Raw genomic sequence first — 17,888 nt, forward strand, 5'->3', positions numbered from 1 at the left:
TGGAACGAAGGTCGTCGCCCGGGTCGCCGGAACGACCGCAGCAAGCTACCAGGACGACTTGCGCACCCCGGGAAGGAAGCCCGCGTGCGCCTGCTCGCGCAGATTCACACGCGAGAGCCCGAAGGTCCGCAGGTATCCGCGCGGACGGCCGTCCACGCTGTCCCGGTTGCGTACGCGGGTGGCGCTGGCGTCACGCGGCTGCCTGCGCAATTCCCGCTGGGCAGCGAGCTTTTCGGCCTCCGAGGAGGAGGGCCTGCGGATGATCTCCTTCAGCTCGGCCCGTCGGGCGGCGTACCGCGCGACGATCTCCTGGCGCTTCTCGTTCTTCGCGATCTTGCTCTTCTTCGCCATCAGACCTTCACTCCACGGGCACGAATCCTGGCCACGGCCGCCTCGACGCCGATCGTGTCGACCGTCTTGATCCCCTTGGCGCTGAGCTTCAGCCGTACGTACCTGCCCTCACTCGGCAGCCAGTAGCGCTTGCTCTGGATGTTGGGGTCGAAGCGCCGGGACGATCGCCGGTGGGAGTGGGAGATGGTGTTGCCGAAGCCGGGTTGGGCCCCGGTCAGCATGCAGTGTGCGGACATGGTGACGAACCTCTCTGTTCCTTCTTATTGGAAATGGGATCCGTTTTCATATACTAGCCCCATGGCACGCAACGAACTCCGTCCGGTCATCAAGCTCCGGTCCACGGCCGGGACCGGCTTCACGTACGTCACCCGCAAGAACCGCCGTAACGACCCCGACCGGATGACCCTGCGCAAGTACGACCCCGTCGTGGGCCGTCACGTCGACTTCCGAGAGGAGCGCTGATCGCGATGCGTGAGGGGATTCACCCGGCGTACGGGCCCGTCGTCTTCCGGGACCGGGCCGCGAACCACGCCTTCCTGACCCGCTCGACCCTGACGAGCGAGAAGACGGTCGAATGGGAGGACGGCAACACCTATCCGGTCGTCGACGTCGAGATCTCGAACGTCAGTCATCCCTTCTATACCGGGACGGCCCGGGTGCTCGACACGGCTGGCCGCGTGGAGCGCTTCGAGCAGCGGTACGGCAAGCGGGAGGCCGGCTGATGCTGTCCGTCGCCATCGTCGGCGGGCTGCACTCCGACGCCCGTAGGGCGGCCGTCGACCGGCTGCTCGCCGACGTTCCGGGGGCCGTCGCGCTGCACCACGACCTCGCGACGGCCGTGCGGGGCACGGTCGCCCGCACGATCCGCGACAGTGGCGGCGTCCTCTCCGCCGGGGAGGCGCCGCTCGTCAACGACTGCGCGTGCTGCGCCCTGCGCGAGGACCTGGTGCCGGAGCTGGAGCGGCTGGAGGGGGACGGGGTCACTCGTCTCGCGGTCGTCGAGCTGTGGGACTCGGTCGAGCCCAAGGCGATGGCCGAGGTGGTCGCGAGCAGTGGGCTGCGGCTCACCGGGGTGATCACCGCGGTCGATCCCGCGCTGGTGCTGCCGTATCTCGGCAACGGTGACGATCTCGCGGAGGCGGGACTGGCCGCGGCCGCCACCGACCAGCGCACGATCGCCGACACGTTCGCGCGTCAGCTGGAGTACGCGCCCGTGCTCGCCGTCGTCGAGTCCGAGGGGGCCGACGACGAGGACCGGGCGCTGCTGGCCCAGCTGCATCCGACCGCCCGCCAAGTTCCGCTCGGCCACGGCGACTTGGCGGGTGCCGCGCTCGGCGGATTCGACGTGGAGGCGGCGGCCGCGGCCCAGCACCCGGCCTGTGCGCTGCTGCCGGCCGAGGCCGACGAGTGCGGTGTCTCCACCCTCGTGTGGCATCGCCGCCGCCCGTTCCATCCGGAGCGGCTGTACGCGGCCCTGGAGGATCTGACCTGCGCCGCGGCTCGCAGCAGGGGCCGCTTCTGGCTCGCCGACCGGCCCGACACGCTGCTGCACTGGGACGCGGCCGGGGGCGCCCTGTGCGTCGAGAACGCGGGGCCCTGGCTGGCCTCGTTGCCGGACGCCGCGTGGGAGATGGTGCCGCCCGTACGACGCGCCGCGGCGGCGCTCGACTGGCACCCGGAGCACGGCGACTGCTGTCAGCACCTGGTCTTCACGTCCCCGGCGCTGGACCGGGACGGACTCGAACTCCTCCTGGAGTCCTGCCTCTTGACCGACGCCGAGTACGCCGCCGGCCGCACCGCCTGGAAACAGCTCCCGCCCGCCTTCGACACGCTCCTGGAGGTCTGACCGCCATGCCCCGCAAGCCCGACCGCAAGCCTCAGAAGTCCCGCCCCAACCCCCTGGACGCCGCCGGCATCACCTACATCGACTACAAGGACACCGACCTCCTGAGGAAGTTCATCTCGGACCGGGGCAAGATCCGCAGCCGCCGGGTGACCCGGGTGTCCGCCCAGCAGCAGCGCCAACTGGCTAGTGCGATCAAGAACGCACGCGAGATGGCTCTGCTGCCGTACTCGGCCCGGTAGCGCGGGTTCGCCCCATCGCTATGCATAGGGAAATTCCTACGCTTGACGCGTAGGGGATTCCCTACCTAACGTGAGAGGCATGAACATCACACATGCCTCTTTCGTCACCCTTCCCGTCGCCGACCAGGACCGGGCCCTGCGCTTCTACACGGACGTGCTCGGCTTCGAGGTCGCCGCGGACCTGGACATGCCGCAGGGCCGGTGGGTGCAGGTGGCGCCCGAAGGGGCGCAGACCGTGTTCACGTTGTCCGGGCCCGGGATGGGCGGTTTCACACCGGGGGAGACCCGGGGGATCATGTTGGTCACGACCGATGTCGACGCCGACTGTTCGCGGCTCGCGGCCGCGGGGGTGGACGTGGAGGGCCCGGACGACCTCCCCTGGGGACGTATGGCCGCGTTCCGGGACCCGGACGGCAACGGTCTGATGCTGCTCACGGAGAAGGAAGGCTTCTGACCGGACCATGACGACCACTGGGGCGCGCGAGGACCGCGTCTTCGCCGCGCTCGCCAACGCCACCCGGCGCGAAGTGCTGCGGCTGCTGCGGGACGAGGGCCCGCAGGCCGTGCAGGCGTTGGCCGAACATTTCGACATGCGCCGGCCGAGCCTCTCGGAACACCTGAAGGTGCTCCGGGAGGCCGGACTCGTCTCCGAGCAGCGCGCCGGACGGCAGCGCATCTATCGGCTGGAGGCGGAGCCCCTCGCCGAGGTGCAGGACTGGCTCCATCCGTACGAGAGGTTCTGGCGCCGGCGTCTCAAGGGGCTCGGTGACCTGCTGGACCGGATGCCCGACGATGAAGTGACATGAGCCACGCGCAGGTGGCCAACTGACATGCCCCCCACCGGATGGCCGCCGACATGAGTGCTGCACCAGATGACCTCACCACCATCCGCGTCGATCAGTTCCTGCCGCATCCGCCGGCCAAGGTCTGGCGCGCGCTGACCGAACCAGAACTGCTGGTGCAGTGGCTGATGCCGGGGGCGGACGGCTTCCGGCTCGAGGTGGGGCACCGGTACACGATGACCTCGGTGCCGCGGCCGAACTCAAACTTCTCCGGCACCGTCGAGGTCGAGGTGCTCGCGTACGAGACGGGGCGGATGCTCAGCCTCCGCTGGACCGACCCCGATCCCGGGAACTGCGCGGACTGGACCATCACCTGGACGATGGAACACGAAGGCCGCGGCACACGTCTCTTCCTACAGCACGAGGGATTCGATCCGGACGACCCTGCGCAGATGATGGCGCGTCAGATCATGGACGGGGGCTGGAGGTCGCATGTGATGCGATCTCTGGGGCATGCGCTGGGGCAGCTGTAGACGTGTGAGACAGGCGTGAAAGCTGTAACCGCAGAACCACCCCGCGTGCACGTGCATCTGCTCATGCATCTGCAGGTGAAGAGGGCTATGATCCGGGTCAGTTGACCGCTGCATCACTGGCACCAGAAACGCCACTGCGCCACCAGGGAGCGACCTGTGGACCACGACGTGTACAACGGCATGGCTGCCACGGAGCTTTTCGGGGTGGCCTGGCAGAAGAGCAGGCACAGCAACTCGCAGGGCTCCTGCGTGGAGTTCGCCAGGCTGCCCGGAGGTGAGGTGGCGGTGCGCAACTCGCGCTTCCCTGACGGGCCGGCGCTCGTCTACACGCGCGCCGAGATCGAAGCCATGCTTCTGGGCATCAAGGACGGCGAGTTCGACCATCTGGTGGGGGGCAACTGAGGGCGATCGGCCCCTCGCGCACCGTAACGCGCGTAGAACCGCGGCGTGAAGAAACGCCGCGGTTCGTCAGCCGGTCGGTGGGAGCCGGAACAGGGCCCACACGACCTTGCCGCTGAGCGTGCCCGCGAGCGGGTGCCACCCCCAGCTGTCGGCGAAGGAGTCGACCAGGAACAGGCCGCGCCCCGACTCCGCCGAGAAGTCGTCCGAGTCGCGCGCGACCGGACTGTCGTGACTCGGATCGCGCACGGCGCACACGAGTCTCTCGGTCCAGCGCATCAAGTGCAGCCGCACGGGCGGATCCTGCTCGGGGCCGCGCGGGGTGTCCGAGGGCAGCGCGTGCCGCAGCGCGTTGGTGACGAGTTCGGAGACGACCAGGCAGACATCGTCGAAGCGGTCGTCGACGTCCCACTGGTCCAGTGTTCCGCGTGTGAAGTGCCGTGCTTCGCGCACCGCTTCGTAGCGGGCGGCCAGGGCGCACGACGCGGCGCTGGACACGGCCGAGGGGTCCAGCGGCGGAAGGCCCTGCCTTAACGGCTCGAGCATGGTCGATCCATTCGTCCCCATGCGAGGCACTCCCGGGAATTCGCGGTCGTTGCGATGCAGCGGTGGCGCGGGGACCATGGTTCCGAATGCGCAGAGCAGATGCAAGGGCAGATGCACGTGCACGTGCCCCAATTGGACCTTCCCGTACCGCTTCTTGCTCATATTTTCCGTCGTCTTCTTGCCGTTTTTCTGCCTCTGGCTGGTCTTCTCCTTGCCTCTTCGGGTGCCGGTACTTTGCGGGTCTTGCCGTTTCCGTAACCGAACGAGTACAGCTTGGAGTGTTTTAGTGGCAGACTGCGGCCCCTGAAGACCGTTGGGGAGGCGGACGAACGTGAGCGCGCAAGAGTCGGGATCGGTGGTTCGACGCATGCTGCTCGGCTCGCAACTCAGGAGACTGCGTGAATCGCGCGGGATCACCCGGGAAGCGGCCGGGTACTCGATCCGTGCCTCCGAATCCAAGATCAGCCGTATGGAGTTGGGGAGGGTGAGCTTCAAAACGCGGGACGTCGAGGATCTGTTGACGCTGTACGGCATCACCGACGAGGCGGAGCGCAACTCGCTCCTCTCTCTCGCCAGGGAGGCCAACGTCGCGGGGTGGTGGCACAGTTACTCGGACGTTCTGCCCAGCTGGTTCCCCACCTATGTCGGCCTGGAGGGCGCCGCGTCCGTGATCCGGTCGTACGAAGTGCAGTTCGTGCACGGCCTGTTGCAGACGGAGGCGTACGCGCACGCGGTCGTCGAGCGGGGCATGAAGGGCGCGGGCAAGAGCGTGAGCGCGGCCGACATCGAGCGGCGCGTGGCGCTGCGCCTGGAGCGCCAGAAGTACCTGGTGTCCGAGAACGCGCCGGACTTCCATTGCGTACTCGACGAGGCGGCGCTCCGCCGGCCCTACGGTGACCGCGAAGTGATGCGGGGTCAGCTCCAGCATCTGATCGAGGTGTCCGAGCGGCCGAACGTACGACTCCAGATCATGCCGTTCAGCTTCGGCGGGCACTCCGGTGAGAGCGGTGCCTTCACGGTGCTCAGCTTCCCCGAGTCGGATCTGTCCGACGTCGTGTACCTGGAGCAGCTCACCAGCGCGCTCTATCTGGACAAGCGCGAGGACGTCACCCAGTACGAGAAGGCGATGAAGCAGCTGCAGGACGACAGCCCGGGTCCGGACGAGAGCCGGGATCTGCTGCGGGGGCTGCTCCAGCTCTCCTGAGAGTCTTCACCGAGTCTCCCAGGTTGTTCTCCAACTCCCTTTGAACAGAAGTACGATGACGCGTGATCAGCCTTGACACGGATCGGGTGGCTGCCCTTGGCAGGATCTGCCCCGGCAGTAAGGGATTGAGGGTCACATGTCGTCCTACTTCACGGACCTGGCTCAGCAGTACATCGACGGAGAGTGGCGTCCGGGGACCGGCTCCTGGGACATCATCGACTTCAACCCGTACGACGGCGAGAAGCTGGCGTCGATCACCATAGCCACGGTCGACGAAGTGGATCAGGCCTACCGGAGCGCTGCCCGTGCGCAGAAGAAGTGGGCCGCGACCAACGCCTACGCACGCCGCGCGGTGTTCGAGAAGGCCCTGAGGATCATCGAGGACCGCGAGCAGGAGCTCGCCGAGGTCATCATCGCCGAACTCGGCGGCACGCATCTGAAGGCGGGCTTCGAACTCCACCTCGCCAAGGAGTTCCTGCGCGAGGCGATCCATGTGGCGCTGCGCCCCGAGGGCCGGATCATCCCCTCGCCGGTCGACGGCAAGGAGAACCGCCTCTACCGCGTCCCCGTCGGTGTCGTCGGCGTGATCAGCCCCTTCAACTTCCCCTTCCTGCTGTCGCTGAAGTCCGTCGCGCCGGCCCTGGCGCTGGGCAACGCCGTGGTCCTCAAGCCGCACCAGAACACCCCGATCTGCGGTGGCACCCTGGTCGCCAAGATCCTTGAGGAAGCGGGGCTGCCGGGCGGCCTGCTGAACGTCGTGATCACCGACATCGCGGAGATCGGCGACGCCTTCATCGAGCACCCCGTCCCCAAGGTCATCTCCTTCACCGGTTCGGACCAGGTGGGCCGCCACGTCGCCACGGTCTGCGCCTCGCAGTTCAAGCGCGCCATCCTCGAACTCGGCGGCAACAGCGCTCTGGTGGTCCTCGACGACGCGGACATCGACTACGCCGTGGACGCCGCCGTCTTCAGCCGGTTCGTGCACCAGGGCCAGGTCTGCATGGCCGCCAACCGTGTGCTGGTGGACCGATCGATCGAGGCGGAGTTCACCGAGAAGTTCGTCGCCAAGGTGAAGACCCTGAAGGTGGGCGACCCGCGCGACCCGCAGACGATCATCGGCCCGGTCATCAACTCCTCGCAGGCGGACGCCATTACGGGCGCCGTGGACCAGGCGATCGCCGACGGTGCCACCGCGCTGGTGCACGGCTCCACCTCCGACAACCTCGTCGAGCCGAGCGTTCTGACGAGCCTGCCCGCCGACGCGTCGATCCTCCAGCAGGAGATCTTCGGCCCGGTCGCCCTCCTCATCCCGTTCGACGGCGAGGAGGAGGCCGTACGCCTCGTCAACGACACCCCGTACGGGCTGAGCGGCGCCGTGCACACCGGCGACGTCGAGCGCGGTGTGTCCTTCGCGAAGCAGATCGACTCGGGCATGTTCCACGTGAACGACGGCACCGTGCACGACGAGCCGCTGGTCGCCTTCGGCGGCGAGAAGGCCTCGGGCATCGGCCGCCTCAACGGCGAGGCGACGGTCGAGGCGTTCACCACGCAGAAGTGGATCTCGGTGCAGCACGAGCGGAGCTTCTTCCCGTTCTGAGTCTTGTCCACGCCCCCGGACCCTTGCGGACAGAAGCTGACCGCAAGGGTCCGTAGCTTCGTCGGTGTCAGGCAAGAGGACCCGATGAGAGGCGGCACCTCATGGTCATGCACGTACACGCGGAGGCTCACGGCGACGAGCGCGGGGCGCTGCTCGCCTTTCTGGACGAGCAGCGCGGCGGCATCCGGCGGACGCTGCTCGGTCTGACCGATGAGCAGGCCGGGACCAAGCCGAGCGCCAGCGAGCTCTCGCTCTCCGGGCTCCTCAAGCATGTCGCGGAGACCGAGCAGGGCTGGCTGTCCCGGGCTCAGCAGGTGGCGCCCGACGTGCAGCGCTCCGAGGAGAACTGGGGAGAAAGCTTTCAACTGGTCGGCGACGAGAGCGTCGAGTCGATGCTCGCCTACTGGGACAAGGTCGCCCGGCGGACCGAGGACTTCATCCGGGCCGTGCCCAGCATGAACGACACCTTCCCGCTGCCCGACCAGCCGTGGTTCCCCGACGACGAGGCGGTGTCGATGCGCTGGCTGATGCTCCGCCTGATCGCGGAGATGGCCCGGCACGCCGGCCACGCCGACATCATCCGGGAGTCTCTGGACAAGAAGACGGCCTTCGAACTGATCGCACAGGAGCAGGGCAGCGCCTGGGGCTGAGCCGACGCCCCGGGCCCGAGGTGGCGCCCGAGCCGAGGTGGCGCTCGGTAGCCGGGCGGCGGAGTTCTACGCTGAGCGCATGTCAGCGATCCGCCTCCTCGTCCTGGGTGCCGTCCGCCAGCACGGCCGGGCCCACGGTTATCAGGTGCGCAACGACCTGGAGTACTGGGGCGCGCACGAGTGGTCCAACGCCAAGCCGGGCTCGATCTACCACGCGCTCAAGCAGATGGCCAAGCAGGGCCTGCTGCACGCGCACGAGATCGCGCCCTCCACGGCCGGTGGGCCGCCGCGCACCGAGTACGAGGTCACGGAGAAGGGCACCGAGGAGTTCCTCGCAGTCCTGCGGGGGTCGCTGGCCTCGTACGACCAGCGGCCGGACATGCTCACGGCCTCGCTGGGCTTCATGGTCGACCTGCCTCGCGAGGAGGTCCTCGAACTTCTCGAGGAGCGGGTGCGCACCATCGAGCAGTGGCGCAAGTCCGTCACCGAGTACTACACGCCCGAGGACGGCCCGGAACAGCTCGGCCACATCGGCGAGATCATGAACTACTGGGTCCACTCGGCCGACACCGGCGCCGAGTGGACCCGCGGGCTGATCGAGCGGATCAGGGGCGGGGCGTACACGTTCGCGGGCGAGGGAGAGCCGTTCGTGGGCGTGCTCAAGGGGGACGAGGAGAACCCGTACGCGACGGGGGAGCCGCATCCGGGAGACGCGCGCTGAGGCGGAGCCGGATGGGCTGTGCCGGCTGGGCCGTGTCGATGGGCGGCGCGACTCGACTCGACTCCTCGTTAATCAAGTTTGACTAATCCTTGTCGGCGACGGCCACCGCGATGCGTGAGCTGTTCGGCAACAAGGGCGGCGCGGTGAGCACGTCCTGGGCGGCCGAGCACGCCGAGCTGCTGGCGGTGGCGTGGCCGCTCGCCCTGGTCGCGGTGTTCTTCCCGCTGGCGGTACGGAGGTTCGCGGCGCTGAGCAAGTAGCCGCGAGGGGCGGTGGGGCGCGACCGGCTCAGTGATGGAAGCCGGTCGCCGCCCCTTTGTCGTGCGTCGATGGCCCCGGCTGACGGCGCAGTTCGGGCAGCAGCCGCTCCAGGTCCTCGACGAACAGCTCGGCGAGGTCCGACGAGAAGCCGTTGCGGCACACCACACGCAGCACGGAGAGGTCCTCGCGGTGCGGCGGGAAGGTGTAGGCCGGCACGAGCCAGCCGCGCTCGCGCATCCTCCGGGACACGTCGAAGACGTCGTACGCGCTCACATCGGTCGCCGTCGTGAAGGCGAAGACCGGCAGCTCGTCGCCCCGGGTGAGGAGCCGGAAGTCCCCGAGCGCCGCCACGCGCTTGGCGAGCCCCATGGCCACGTCCCGTGTCGTCCGCTGGACCGCCTCGAAGCCCGCACGGCCCAGGCGGAGGAAGGTGTAGTACTGCGCGACGACCTGGGCGCCCGGCCGCGAGAAGTTGAGCGCGAACGTCGGCATGTCGCCGCCCAGGTAGTTCACCCGGAAGACCAGCTCCTCGGGCAGCTCGGCGGCCGACCGCCACAGCGCCCACCCGACACCCGGGTACACGAGCCCGTACTTGTGCCCCGAGGTGTTGATGGAGGCCACGCGCGGCAGTCGGAAGTCCCATCGCAGGTGTTCGTCGAGGAAGGGCGCGACCATCGCGCCGGACGCGCCGTCGACATGGACGGGGATGTCGAGCCCCGTTCGTTCCTGCAACTCGTCCAGTGCCGCGCACAGTTCGTCGATCGGCTCGTAAGACCCGTCGAAGGTGGACCCCAGGATGCCGACGACCCCGATGGTGTTCTCGTCGCACAGGTCGGCGGCGGCCTGCGGGTCGAGGTGGAACCGGTCGCCCTCCATGGGCACTTGGCGCATCTCGACCTCCCAGAAGGCGCAGAACTTCTCCCAGCAGACCTGGACGTTGACGCCCATGACGAGGTTCGGACGGGCCCCGGGATACCGGTCGGCGTTCCGCTGGGCCCAGCGGCGCTTGAGCGCCATGCCGGCGAGCATGCACGCCTCGCTCGAACCCGTCGTCGAGCAGCCCACGGCGGCGGCCGGATCCGGCGCGTTCCACAGGTCGGCGAGCATCGCCACGCAGCGCCGCTCCAGCTCGGCGGTCCGTGGATACTCGTCCTTGTCGATCATGTTCTTGTCCCGGCACTCCGCCATCAGCACGCCGGCCTGCGGTTCCATCCAGGTGGTGACGAAGGTGGCGAGGTTCAGACGGGAGTTCCCGTCCAGCATCAGCTCGTCATGGACGAGTTGGTACGCCGTGGCCGGCGGCAGCGGTCCCTCCGGCAGCCGATGCTGGGGCGGGGCCTCGGTCATGCCGCTGACCGGATTGGCCTCCCCGTAGAAGGGGTTGACGGTCGAGGGGCGCCCGGCGGGCTTGGCGGGGCCGGTGTGGAGCGGCATGGTGCCTCCGGTCGGTCGGGTCGGGCCTCCATGGTGGTCCACGAACTCGTCAAAGCCGAGTAAAAGCGGCATAGCGCCCGGTGGATTCGGGCTTGCACCTCACGTGACGTGAGGGCTCAGCCTGAGACGCGTACCGAAAAAGGAGGGAGCGGAGGCGATGAGCCACTCCGTGGGACAGACCGCCGGTTTCGCCGGGATCACGGTGCGCACACTGCACCACTACGACGAGATCGGGCTGCTCGTGCCCAGCGAGCGCAGCTACGCGGGCCACCGGCGTTACAGCGACGCCGACCTCGACCGGCTGCAGCAGATCCTGTTCTACCGAGAGCTCGGCTTCCCGCTCGACGAGGTCGCCGCCCTGCTCGACGACCCGGAAGCGGACCCGCGCGCGCACCTGCGCCGCCAGCACGAGTTGCTGACCGCCCGGATCGAGAGGCTGCAGAAGATGGCGGCGGCCGTGGAGCACGCCATGGAGGCACGCAAGATGGGCATCAATCTCACACCCGAGGAGAAGTTCGAGGTCTTCGGGGACAAGGATCCGGAGCAGTACGCCGAGGAGGCTGAGCAGCGCTGGGGCGGCACGGAGGCGTACGCCGAGTCACAGCGCCGCACCGCCCGCTACACCAAGGACGACTGGAAGCGCATGCAGGCCGAGGTCAACGCCTGGGGCGAGCGCTACGGCGCCCTGATGGACGCCGAAGAGCCGCCGAACGGCGAGGCGGCCATGGACCTGGCCGAGGAGCACCGGCAGCACATCAACCAGTGGTTCTACGAGTGCCCGTACGAGATGCACACCTGCCTCGGCGAGATGTACGTCTCCGACGAGCGTTTCAAGGCGTTCTACGACTCGATGCGGTCGGGGCTCGCGGAGCACCTCAGGGACGCGATCGTGGCGAACGCCGCGCGGCACGCGTAGTAGCGGCCGGCCCGGGGCACGGGGGCACTCCCGGGCCGGCCGGCACCCCGCCGGGACTTCACAGGTTGCTCGCAGTTGGCGCACAGTGGGGCTTGGAAGGGTCGGCGGAACCTGGCGAAGACGCCCTGCGTTGATAGCTTTGGTCGCCCGAAGCAGAACCGCCTGCTCTTCCTTCACCCCCTCAGGAGCCCGGAACCGTGACGACGCTTGCCCTCGGACCAAGCTGGTTGGATCCGGACTACCTGCTCGACACGTTCGGGATCTGGGGACTGCTCCTCATCGTCTTCGCCGAGTCGGGCCTGCTCATCGGCTTCTTCCTGCCGGGTGACTCGCTGCTGTTCACGGCGGGTCTGCTGATCACGTCGGACCAGCTGGACTTCCCGCTGTGGGCGGCCATCGTCCTGATCTGTATCGCCGCGATCCTCGGCGACCAGGCGGGCTACATGTTCGGCAAGAAGGTCGGGCCGGCACTCTTCAAGCGCCCGGACTCCCGCCTGTTCAAACAGGAGAACGTGGTCAAGGCGCACGAGTTCTTCGAGAAGTACGGGCCCAAGTCCCTTGTCCTGGCCCGCTTCGTGCCCATCGTGCGGACGTTCACGCCGATCATCGCCGGCGTCAGCGGCATGCGGTACCGCTCGTTCCTCACGTTCAACATCATCGGCGGCATCCTCTGGGGCGCGGGCGTCACCCTGCTCGGTTCCTGGCTGGGTCAGATCGACTTCGTGAAGAAGAACATCGAGCCGATCCTCATCCTGATCGTCCTCCTGTCCGTCCTGCCGATCGTCATCGAGTTCCTGCGGGCACGCGGCAGGTCGAAGGCGGACCCGCCGGAGGCTCCCGCGGCGCCGGCCATGGACGACGCGACGACCCAGCTGCGGCGTGTACCGCCGATGCAGCAGGGCGGCCAGGACCATGGGTACGGCCATCAGGGCCAGGACCAGGCGTACGGCCATCAGGGTCAGGCCCGCCCCCAGCAGCAGCAACAGCCGCGGCAGCAGCCTTACGGCTCGGATCAGAACCATGGCCACCAGCAGGGCCAGTCTTACGGCGCCCAGTACCCCGAGGGCCAGCAGTACCCGCAGGGGCAGCAGTACCCGCAGGGGCAGCAGTACCCGCAGGACGGGCAGTACCCCCAGGGGCAGCGGCAGCCGCAGCAGTACCCGCAGGGCCAGGGCTATCCCTACGGCCAGGACTACCCGCAGAGCTGAGCTCCCGCTCGCCTCGCCCCTTCGCTCCCTAGAAGCCGCGCGTCCGCTTGGCCGCGCGGCGGCCCGCCGTACTGGCGCCCGGCACCCGCAGGAACAAGCGGGAGATCTCCGAGCCGAGGTTCACGCCGATGGCGATGGCCATCGCGAGGGCGGCGGCCTTGGACAGGGAGACCAGCCCGGCGTTGACGTCGCTCTCGGCGATGGACAGCAGCCCGAAGTACGTGGCCGAACCGGGCAGCAGCGGCCCGATCGCGGCCGTCGTGTACGGCAGGGCGGACGCGAACCGGTAGCGGGACAGGAGCTGGCCGAACAGGCCCACCACGCCCGCCGCGACGGCCGTGGAGGCGACCGGCGAGAGCTCGCCCGAGTAGTGCATGGCGCCGTACACCGACCAGGCCACGCCGCCGTTGAGGGTCACCAGCAGCACGGTGGACCGTTCCTGCTGGAGCAGCACCGCGAACGCCAGCGACAGCAGCATCGACGCGACGATTCCCCACACGGGCTCGGAGCTGCTCAACGCGGCGTCCGGGGTGAGCTCCGCGCCCAGCTTCACGCCGAAGTACAGGGCCAGCAGAACCCCGGTGACGATGCCCACGTAGAAGTACATGACCTCCAGCAGGCGCGCCGCCGCGGTGATGTAGAAGCCGGTCAGGCCGTCCTGGACGCTCGCGACCAGCGCCCGCCCCGGCAGCAGCGCGAAGAGCCCACCGGTGATCACCGCGGATGAGTTCACGTCGACGTGGGCCAGCGTGAGCGTGATGCCGATCGCGGCCGGAGGCATCGCGGCCACCGTGAACTGGTAGAACTCGGGCAGCCCGCGCCCTGCGAACAGCCACGCGAGCCGGTCGCCGAGCATCGCGCCGAGCGCGGCGGCCACGAACACGATGGCGTCACCGCCGACGAGCACCGAGGCCGCGCCCGCGAGCAGCCCCGCGGCGCCGGTCAGCACCCAGCCGGGGTACGGGTGCCGGTTGCGGCGTATCTCCGCGAGCCGCCGGTAGGCCTCCTCCAGGGACACCTCGGTCTCGTCGTCACTGATGTCGTCGACGAGCTGGAACACGGCCGCGAGCCGTGTGTAGTCGGTGCCCCGGCGGCGTACCGTCCGCGACGCCGTGACCGGATCGTCCACCAGGGACGGCTGGTACGAGATGGCCAGCAGCGTGAAGGTGACGTTCGGCTCGCAGCGGTCGAGGCCGTACGCACGGCAGACGGCGAACATCGCCGCCTCCACGTCCTCGGCGCCCTCCCCGCCCGCGAGCAGCAGCTCGCCGATACGCAGCGTCAGGTCGAGCACGCGCGGGACGGCCGGGCCGCCGTCCTCCTCGGTCCGCTGGATGGGCTCGGCCACCGGCCGTTCGGCCACCGGCATGCGCAGCATCGTGCGCATCCGGTCCTGCCAGGGCACCTCCTTGGTCAGTCTGACCACGGGGATGCCGGTCGGCGGGGTGAAGGCGGGGGCGCCCCGGTACGTCCGGGGAGTGCTGAACGCCGACCCCTCCTGCTCCGCGGACGGCGACTCCGGCGGCGCCAGCCCTTGCGGAATGGCGAACTCCGACGTCGTCTGCGACTCGTCCTCCAACGCCGAGGCCACGCCGGGCGGTGCTGCGAAAGCACTCCTCGCCTCGTCGGACTGCGGCTTGCGGTCTTCCGCCTCCGGCTCCGTCACTGCACCCCTCTGCACCCAAACCGGTGCCGCTCTCGCGGACCTGGTTGCTCACCGTCCTCGTTGCTCAACTGATGGTTGCCGTGCCCATCGGCTTCTCAGTATGCGCACTGACATACGAACGGGCTGCCCGCCCCCCGTCGGGGTCGTGCAGCCCGTTCGGGAACCGGCTGTCAGTGGTGACCGCCCTGCTCCTTGAAGCGCTTGTAGGAACGCTCGATCTCGGCCTCGGCGTCCGTGCGGCCCACCCAGTTGGCGCCCTCGACGGACTTGCCCGGCTCGAGGTCCTTGTAGACCTCGAAGAAGTGCTGGATCTCCAGGCGGTCGAACTCGGACACGTGGTGGATGTCCCGCAGGTGCTCCACGCGCGGGTCGTGCGCCGGGACGCACAGCAGCTTGTCGTCGCCGCCGGCCTCGTCGGTCATGCGGAACATGCCGATCGCGCGGCACTGGATGAGGCAGCCGGGGAAGGTCGGCTCGTCCAGGATGACCAGGGCGTCCAGCGGGTCGCCGTCCTCGCCGAGCGTGTTCTCGACGAAGCCGTAGTCGGCCGGGTAGCTGGTCGAGGTGAAGAGTCGACGGTCCAGGCGGATCCGACCGGTCTCGTGGTCCACCTCGTACTTGTTGCGCGAACCCTTCGGAATCTCGATCGTGACGTCGAACTCCACCGGTGGCTCCTCCATGATCAACACATAGGTCTGGTGGTTAAGTGTCCCTCACGCAGGTGTGTGATCGCGAAAGGGGCTGATGGCCGTGCCAGAGCTGAAGGCTTGGCGGACCGTGAGACCGCATGTGGTGCGGGTCACGCGCGCCGTGCGGCCAGGGCTGGTGCGGGCCGTGGAAACCGTGAAGCCGTGGATCGCACGGCCGACAACCGTGCAGTTCACGACGGGTGCCGCCGCCCTCGGTCTCGCCCTGGCGGCCACCGTGGCGACCGCGGTCGGCCCCTGGGACTCCACCGGTCAGCGTACGGCGGAGCGCGACTGGGCGGCCTCGCGCGAGCGCGCGGGTGGCGCAGATCACGGCAACGCGTCCGGTTCGCTCCCGAAGGCGCCGCGTCCCGCGCCCAGCGCCGCGGCGGTGCTCGCGAGCCTCGGCGGCCGGGCCGGCTCCGCGCCCTCGCCCGCCGGGAAGGCCCTCTCCGACGTCCTGGACCCGTTGCTCGACGACGCGTCACTGGGCTCCGCGCGTACGGCCGCGGTCGTCGACGTGGCCACCGGCAAGCGGCTGTACGGCAGGGGCGCGGACCAGGCGCTGACGCCGGCCTCCACCACGAAGATCGCCACGGCCGTCGCGGTGCTCGACGCCGCGGGCCCCGACCATCGCATCTCCACCCGCGCGGTCCTCGAGCCCGACACCAAGGAGGTCGTCCTCGTCGGCGGCGGCGACCCCACGCTGACCGCCCGCGAGGACGCGCACGGCAACGCGAGCCTGCGCACGCTCGCCGACGACACCGCCCGCGCGCTGAAGGACCGCGAACTGGACGAGGTGACGCTCTCGTACGACACCACGCTGTACGCGGGCCCGACGACGCACCCCATCGGCCCCAACTCCAACCTCGCGCCGGTCAGCGCCCTGATGGTCGACGAGGGGCGTCTCGACGACTCCTCCAGCGGGCCCGCGGAGCGCAGCCAGGACCCGTCGGCCGACGCGGCGCGCGCGTTCGCGGACCTCCTCCACGACCGCGGCATCAAGACCGGGGCACCCGGCCCCTCCAAGGCGACCGGACGCGCCAAGGCCCTCGCGACCGTCGAGTCCCCGTCCCTGGCCGGCCTCGTCGAGCGGATGCTCACCAACAGCGACAACGACATCGCCGAGGCCCTGGCCCGCCAGACCGCGCTCGCCACCGGCGAACAGGCGAGCTTCGAAGGCGGCGCCACGGCGATCGGTACGCAGCTGAAGAAGCTCGACCTGCCCGTGCAGGGCGCGGAGTTCGCGGACGGCAGCGGCCTGGACCGTGCCGACAAGCTCAGCGCCGACCTGCTCACCGCGCTGCTGGCCAAGGCGGGCGACCACCGCCACCCCGAACTCCGCCCGGCCCTCACCGGCCTCCCGGTGGCGGGCTTCACCGGCACCCTCCGCAACCGCTACGCCGACGAGCCCGGCACCGGCCTCGTACGCGCCAAGACGGGCACCCTGACGGGCGTACACACCCTGGCGGGCACGGTGGTCGACAGCGACGGCCGCCTGCTGGCCTTCGCCTTCCTGACGTCGTCGGACCAGCCCACGGACCCGACGGCCGTCCAGAAGGCACTGGACAACGCGGCTTCGGCCTTGGCGAGCTGCGGTTGCGCCGCTTGAGAGCGCCCTCCCAGGAACCTCACTCCCTGCCCCCAGCGGCGGCGCTCACGTACGGTTGACCTATGACGAGCATCGGTGGTGCGGAGATGGTCGACTGGAATCTCGCGGTGGCGACCGCGACCCGGCTCGTGCGGCCGGGTCCAGACGTGAGCCGGGACGACGCCCGGGCCGTCGTCGCGGAGCTGCGCCGGCACGCCAAGGCATCGGAGGAGCACGTCCGCGGCTTCACGCGGATGGGCGGTGAGGACCTCCACGACACCCCCGTACTCGTCGTCGACCGGCCCGGCTGGGTCCGGGCGAACGTCGCCGGGTTCCGGGAAATCCTCAAGCCGCTGCTGGACAAGATGCAGGAGCGGCGCGGCAACACCCCCGGCGGAGCCGTCCTCGGCGCCGTCGGCGGCAAGGTCACCGGCGTCGAGCTGGGCATGCTCCTGTCGTTCCTGGCCTCCCGGGTCCTCGGGCAGTACGAGACCTTCGCCCCGGCGACCCGTGAGCTCCCGGCGGGCGAGAACGGCGGCGGCCGGCTGCTCCTGGTCGCCCCGAACATCGTGCACGTCGAGCGTGAACTCGACGTCGAGCCGCACGACTTCAGGCTCTGGGTCTGCCTGCACGAGGAGACGCACCGGACGCAGTTCACGGCGGTGCCCTGGCTGCGCGACCACCTCGAGGGCGAAATCCAGTCTTTCCTGGAGGAGACCGAGGTCGACCCCATGACGGTCCTGGAGCGCATCCGGGAGGCCGCCCAGACGCTCGCCGGCGGACGCCCCGAGGGCGAGGAGGGGGAGGACGGCGGGCGGTCCATCGTCGAGATCGTCCAGACGCCCGCCCAGCGGGAGATCCTCGGCCGGCTGACCGCCGTGATGTCCCTCCTGGAGGGTCACGCGGACTTCGTGATGGACGGCGTGGGCCCGCAGGTGGTCCCGTCTGTCGCCGAGATCCGGGAGAAGTTCCAGCAACGCCGTGCGCGTGGGGCCTCCCGTCTGGACCTGGCACTGCGCAAGCTGCTCGGCCTGGACGCGAAGCTGCGCCAGTACCGGGACGGGGAGCGTTTCGTACGGGCGGTGGTGGAACAGGTGGGCATGGACGGGTTCAACCGCGTGTGGACCTCGCCGAACACGCTCCCGACCAAGGCAGAGATCGCCAAACCGGCGGACTGGGTCGCGCGGGTGCACCGTAAGGCAGAGTCGTGAAATGAATCCGGCCGACGGCAGGTGTACGCCCCCGGTATCACCCGTCC

22 protein-coding genes and 1 pseudogene are annotated in these 17,888 nt (G+C 69.3%); 17 read left to right on the forward strand and 6 right to left on the reverse strand.

The window, feature by feature from the left end:
- Positions 1-45 precede the first annotated feature (45 nt).
- A complete protein-coding gene (gene rpsN / locus FE633_RS32610) occupies positions 46-351 on the reverse strand; it encodes a 30S ribosomal protein S14 (protein WP_138048780.1) in 306 nt (101 codons plus the stop codon).
- Positions 351-587, reverse strand: coding sequence for a 50S ribosomal protein L28 (gene rpmB / locus FE633_RS32615; protein ID WP_138048781.1), 237 nt, complete (start codon positions 585-587; stop codon positions 351-353). The genes rpsN and rpmB overlap by 1 nt, the downstream gene beginning before the upstream one ends.
- Before the next feature lie 61 nt (positions 588-648).
- On the opposite strand from rpmB, the gene rpmG reads away from it, so the two are divergent.
- From rpmG to FE633_RS32660, 8 genes are all read left to right on the forward strand, one after another.
- Positions 649-813 (forward strand): 50S ribosomal protein L33, encoded by a 165-nt coding sequence (rpmG, locus tag FE633_RS32620; protein ID WP_019753828.1) that lies wholly within the window; start codon positions 649-651, stop codon positions 811-813.
- 5 nt (positions 814-818) lie between these two features.
- Positions 819-1,073 (forward strand): type B 50S ribosomal protein L31, encoded by a 255-nt coding sequence (locus tag FE633_RS32625; RefSeq protein WP_119101458.1) that lies wholly within the window; start codon positions 819-821, stop codon positions 1,071-1,073.
- Positions 1,073-2,197, forward strand: coding sequence for a CobW family GTP-binding protein (locus tag FE633_RS32630; protein ID WP_138048782.1), 1,125 nt, complete (start codon positions 1,073-1,075; stop codon positions 2,195-2,197). The genes FE633_RS32625 and FE633_RS32630 overlap by 1 nt, the downstream gene beginning before the upstream one ends.
- A 5-nt stretch (positions 2,198-2,202) precedes the next feature.
- Entirely contained in the window at positions 2,203-2,436 is a 234-nt protein-coding gene (rpsR, locus tag FE633_RS32635; RefSeq protein WP_138048783.1) for a 30S ribosomal protein S18, read from the forward strand.
- A 79-nt stretch (positions 2,437-2,515) separates the two neighbouring features.
- Positions 2,516-2,890, forward strand: coding sequence for a VOC family protein (locus FE633_RS32640; protein WP_138048784.1), 375 nt, complete (start codon positions 2,516-2,518; stop codon positions 2,888-2,890).
- A 7-nt stretch (positions 2,891-2,897) separates the two neighbouring features.
- Complete coding sequence (locus tag FE633_RS32645) at positions 2,898-3,242, forward strand: ArsR/SmtB family transcription factor (RefSeq protein WP_119101454.1); 345 nt, start codon at positions 2,898-2,900, stop codon at positions 3,240-3,242.
- 50 nt (positions 3,243-3,292) lie between these two features.
- Positions 3,293-3,751: an SRPBCC family protein gene (locus FE633_RS32650; RefSeq protein ID WP_138048813.1), complete on the forward strand. Its 459-nt coding sequence runs from the start codon at positions 3,293-3,295 to the stop codon at positions 3,749-3,751.
- A gap of 180 nt (positions 3,752-3,931) precedes the next feature.
- Positions 3,932-4,153 (forward strand): DUF397 domain-containing protein, encoded by a 222-nt coding sequence (locus FE633_RS32660; RefSeq protein ID WP_119101580.1) that lies wholly within the window; start codon positions 3,932-3,934, stop codon positions 4,151-4,153.
- A 66-nt stretch (positions 4,154-4,219) separates the two neighbouring features.
- Here the strand turns inward: FE633_RS32660 and FE633_RS32665 are convergent, their stop codons facing one another.
- Entirely contained in the window at positions 4,220-4,696 is a 477-nt protein-coding gene (locus tag FE633_RS32665) for an ATP-binding protein (protein WP_138048786.1), read from the reverse strand.
- Between the two features lie 367 nt (positions 4,697-5,063).
- Here FE633_RS32665 and FE633_RS32675 point away from each other — a divergent pair, with 367 nt between their 5' ends.
- The 5 genes and pseudogenes from FE633_RS32675 to FE633_RS32695 all read left to right on the forward strand — a co-directional run.
- On the forward strand, positions 5,064-5,900 hold the full coding sequence (locus FE633_RS32675) for a helix-turn-helix domain-containing protein (protein WP_138048814.1): 837 nt from the start codon (positions 5,064-5,066) through the stop codon (positions 5,898-5,900).
- A gap of 136 nt (positions 5,901-6,036) precedes the next feature.
- Positions 6,037-7,497, forward strand: a complete 1,461-nt coding sequence (locus FE633_RS32680) for an aldehyde dehydrogenase family protein (RefSeq protein ID WP_138048788.1) — start codon at positions 6,037-6,039, stop codon at positions 7,495-7,497.
- 101 nt (positions 7,498-7,598) lie between these two features.
- Positions 7,599-8,147 (forward strand): DinB family protein, encoded by a 549-nt coding sequence (locus FE633_RS32685; RefSeq protein ID WP_138048789.1) that lies wholly within the window; start codon positions 7,599-7,601, stop codon positions 8,145-8,147.
- A 79-nt stretch (positions 8,148-8,226) separates the two neighbouring features.
- Complete coding sequence (locus FE633_RS32690; protein ID WP_138048790.1) at positions 8,227-8,868, forward strand: PadR family transcriptional regulator; 642 nt, start codon at positions 8,227-8,229, stop codon at positions 8,866-8,868.
- 89 nt (positions 8,869-8,957) lie between these two features.
- Positions 8,958-9,128 (forward strand): annotated as a pseudogene (locus FE633_RS32695) (ABC transporter permease); the annotation flags it as partial.
- Positions 9,129-9,156: 28 nt separating this feature from the next.
- On the opposite strand, the gene gad reads toward FE633_RS32695, so the two are convergent.
- Positions 9,157-10,563 (reverse strand): glutamate decarboxylase, encoded by a 1,407-nt coding sequence (gad, locus tag FE633_RS32700; RefSeq protein WP_138048791.1) that lies wholly within the window; start codon positions 10,561-10,563, stop codon positions 9,157-9,159.
- A 157-nt stretch (positions 10,564-10,720) separates the two neighbouring features.
- On the opposite strand from gad, the gene FE633_RS32705 reads away from it, so the two are divergent.
- Positions 10,721-11,479, forward strand: a complete 759-nt coding sequence (locus FE633_RS32705; protein WP_138048792.1) for a MerR family transcriptional regulator — start codon at positions 10,721-10,723, stop codon at positions 11,477-11,479.
- Between the two features lie 197 nt (positions 11,480-11,676).
- Positions 11,677-12,687 carry a DedA family protein gene (locus FE633_RS32710; RefSeq protein WP_138048793.1) on the forward strand — a complete coding sequence of 337 codons (1,011 nt, stop codon included), beginning with the start codon at positions 11,677-11,679 and terminating at the stop codon, positions 12,685-12,687.
- A gap of 28 nt (positions 12,688-12,715) precedes the next feature.
- Here the strand turns inward: FE633_RS32710 and FE633_RS32715 are convergent, their stop codons facing one another.
- Positions 12,716-14,353, reverse strand: a complete 1,638-nt coding sequence (locus FE633_RS32715) for a threonine/serine exporter family protein (RefSeq protein ID WP_138048794.1) — start codon at positions 14,351-14,353, stop codon at positions 12,716-12,718.
- A gap of 170 nt (positions 14,354-14,523) precedes the next feature.
- Entirely contained in the window at positions 14,524-15,018 is a 495-nt protein-coding gene (locus FE633_RS32720) for an inorganic diphosphatase (protein ID WP_119101441.1), read from the reverse strand.
- A 79-nt stretch (positions 15,019-15,097) separates the two neighbouring features.
- Here FE633_RS32720 and dacB point away from each other — a divergent pair, with 79 nt between their 5' ends.
- Together dacB and FE633_RS32730 are read left to right on the forward strand one after the other, a co-directional pair.
- A complete protein-coding gene (dacB, locus tag FE633_RS32725; RefSeq protein ID WP_138048795.1) occupies positions 15,098-16,651 on the forward strand; it encodes a D-alanyl-D-alanine carboxypeptidase/D-alanyl-D-alanine endopeptidase in 1,554 nt (517 codons plus the stop codon).
- Positions 16,652-16,713: 62 nt separating this feature from the next.
- Positions 16,714-17,841 carry a zinc-dependent metalloprotease gene (locus tag FE633_RS32730; RefSeq protein WP_138048796.1) on the forward strand — a complete coding sequence of 376 codons (1,128 nt, stop codon included), beginning with the start codon at positions 16,714-16,716 and terminating at the stop codon, positions 17,839-17,841.
- The last annotated feature ends 47 nt before the right edge of the window (positions 17,842-17,888 follow it).

The sequence above is a fragment of the Streptomyces montanus genome, from assembly GCF_005786655.1.
Taxonomy (GTDB): domain Bacteria; phylum Actinomycetota; class Actinomycetes; order Streptomycetales; family Streptomycetaceae; genus Streptomyces; species Streptomyces sporangiiformans.

What these genes read in the sequence shown, in the direction of transcription:
- rpsN (WP_138048780.1), bottom strand. Translation starts at nt 351, where the DNA reads ATGGCGAAGAAGAGCAAGATCGCGAAGAACGAGAAGCGCCAGGAGATC.
- rpmB (WP_138048781.1), bottom strand. Translation starts at nt 587, where the DNA reads ATGTCCGCACACTGCATGCTGACCGGGGCCCAACCCGGCTTCGGCAAC.
- rpmG (WP_019753828.1), top strand. Translation starts at nt 649, where the DNA reads ATGGCACGCAACGAACTCCGTCCGGTCATCAAGCTCCGGTCCACGGCC.
- FE633_RS32625 (WP_119101458.1), top strand. Translation starts at nt 819, where the DNA reads ATGCGTGAGGGGATTCACCCGGCGTACGGGCCCGTCGTCTTCCGGGAC.
- FE633_RS32630 (WP_138048782.1), top strand. Translation starts at nt 1,073, where the DNA reads ATGCTGTCCGTCGCCATCGTCGGCGGGCTGCACTCCGACGCCCGTAGG.
- rpsR (WP_138048783.1), top strand. Translation starts at nt 2,203, where the DNA reads ATGCCCCGCAAGCCCGACCGCAAGCCTCAGAAGTCCCGCCCCAACCCC.
- FE633_RS32640 (WP_138048784.1), top strand. Translation starts at nt 2,516, where the DNA reads ATGAACATCACACATGCCTCTTTCGTCACCCTTCCCGTCGCCGACCAG.
- FE633_RS32645 (WP_119101454.1), top strand. Translation starts at nt 2,898, where the DNA reads ATGACGACCACTGGGGCGCGCGAGGACCGCGTCTTCGCCGCGCTCGCC.
- FE633_RS32650 (WP_138048813.1), top strand. Translation starts at nt 3,293, where the DNA reads ATGAGTGCTGCACCAGATGACCTCACCACCATCCGCGTCGATCAGTTC.
- FE633_RS32660 (WP_119101580.1), top strand. Translation starts at nt 3,932, where the DNA reads ATGGCTGCCACGGAGCTTTTCGGGGTGGCCTGGCAGAAGAGCAGGCAC.
- FE633_RS32665 (WP_138048786.1), bottom strand. Translation starts at nt 4,696, where the DNA reads ATGCTCGAGCCGTTAAGGCAGGGCCTTCCGCCGCTGGACCCCTCGGCC.
- FE633_RS32675 (WP_138048814.1), top strand. Translation starts at nt 5,064, where the DNA reads ATGCTGCTCGGCTCGCAACTCAGGAGACTGCGTGAATCGCGCGGGATC.
- FE633_RS32680 (WP_138048788.1), top strand. Translation starts at nt 6,037, where the DNA reads ATGTCGTCCTACTTCACGGACCTGGCTCAGCAGTACATCGACGGAGAG.
- FE633_RS32685 (WP_138048789.1), top strand. Translation starts at nt 7,599, where the DNA reads ATGGTCATGCACGTACACGCGGAGGCTCACGGCGACGAGCGCGGGGCG.
- FE633_RS32690 (WP_138048790.1), top strand. Translation starts at nt 8,227, where the DNA reads ATGTCAGCGATCCGCCTCCTCGTCCTGGGTGCCGTCCGCCAGCACGGC.
- gad (WP_138048791.1), bottom strand. Translation starts at nt 10,563, where the DNA reads ATGCCGCTCCACACCGGCCCCGCCAAGCCCGCCGGGCGCCCCTCGACC.
- FE633_RS32705 (WP_138048792.1), top strand. Translation starts at nt 10,721, where the DNA reads ATGAGCCACTCCGTGGGACAGACCGCCGGTTTCGCCGGGATCACGGTG.
- dacB (WP_138048795.1), top strand. Translation starts at nt 15,098, where the DNA reads ATGGCCGTGCCAGAGCTGAAGGCTTGGCGGACCGTGAGACCGCATGTG.
- FE633_RS32730 (WP_138048796.1), top strand. Translation starts at nt 16,714, where the DNA reads ATGACGAGCATCGGTGGTGCGGAGATGGTCGACTGGAATCTCGCGGTG.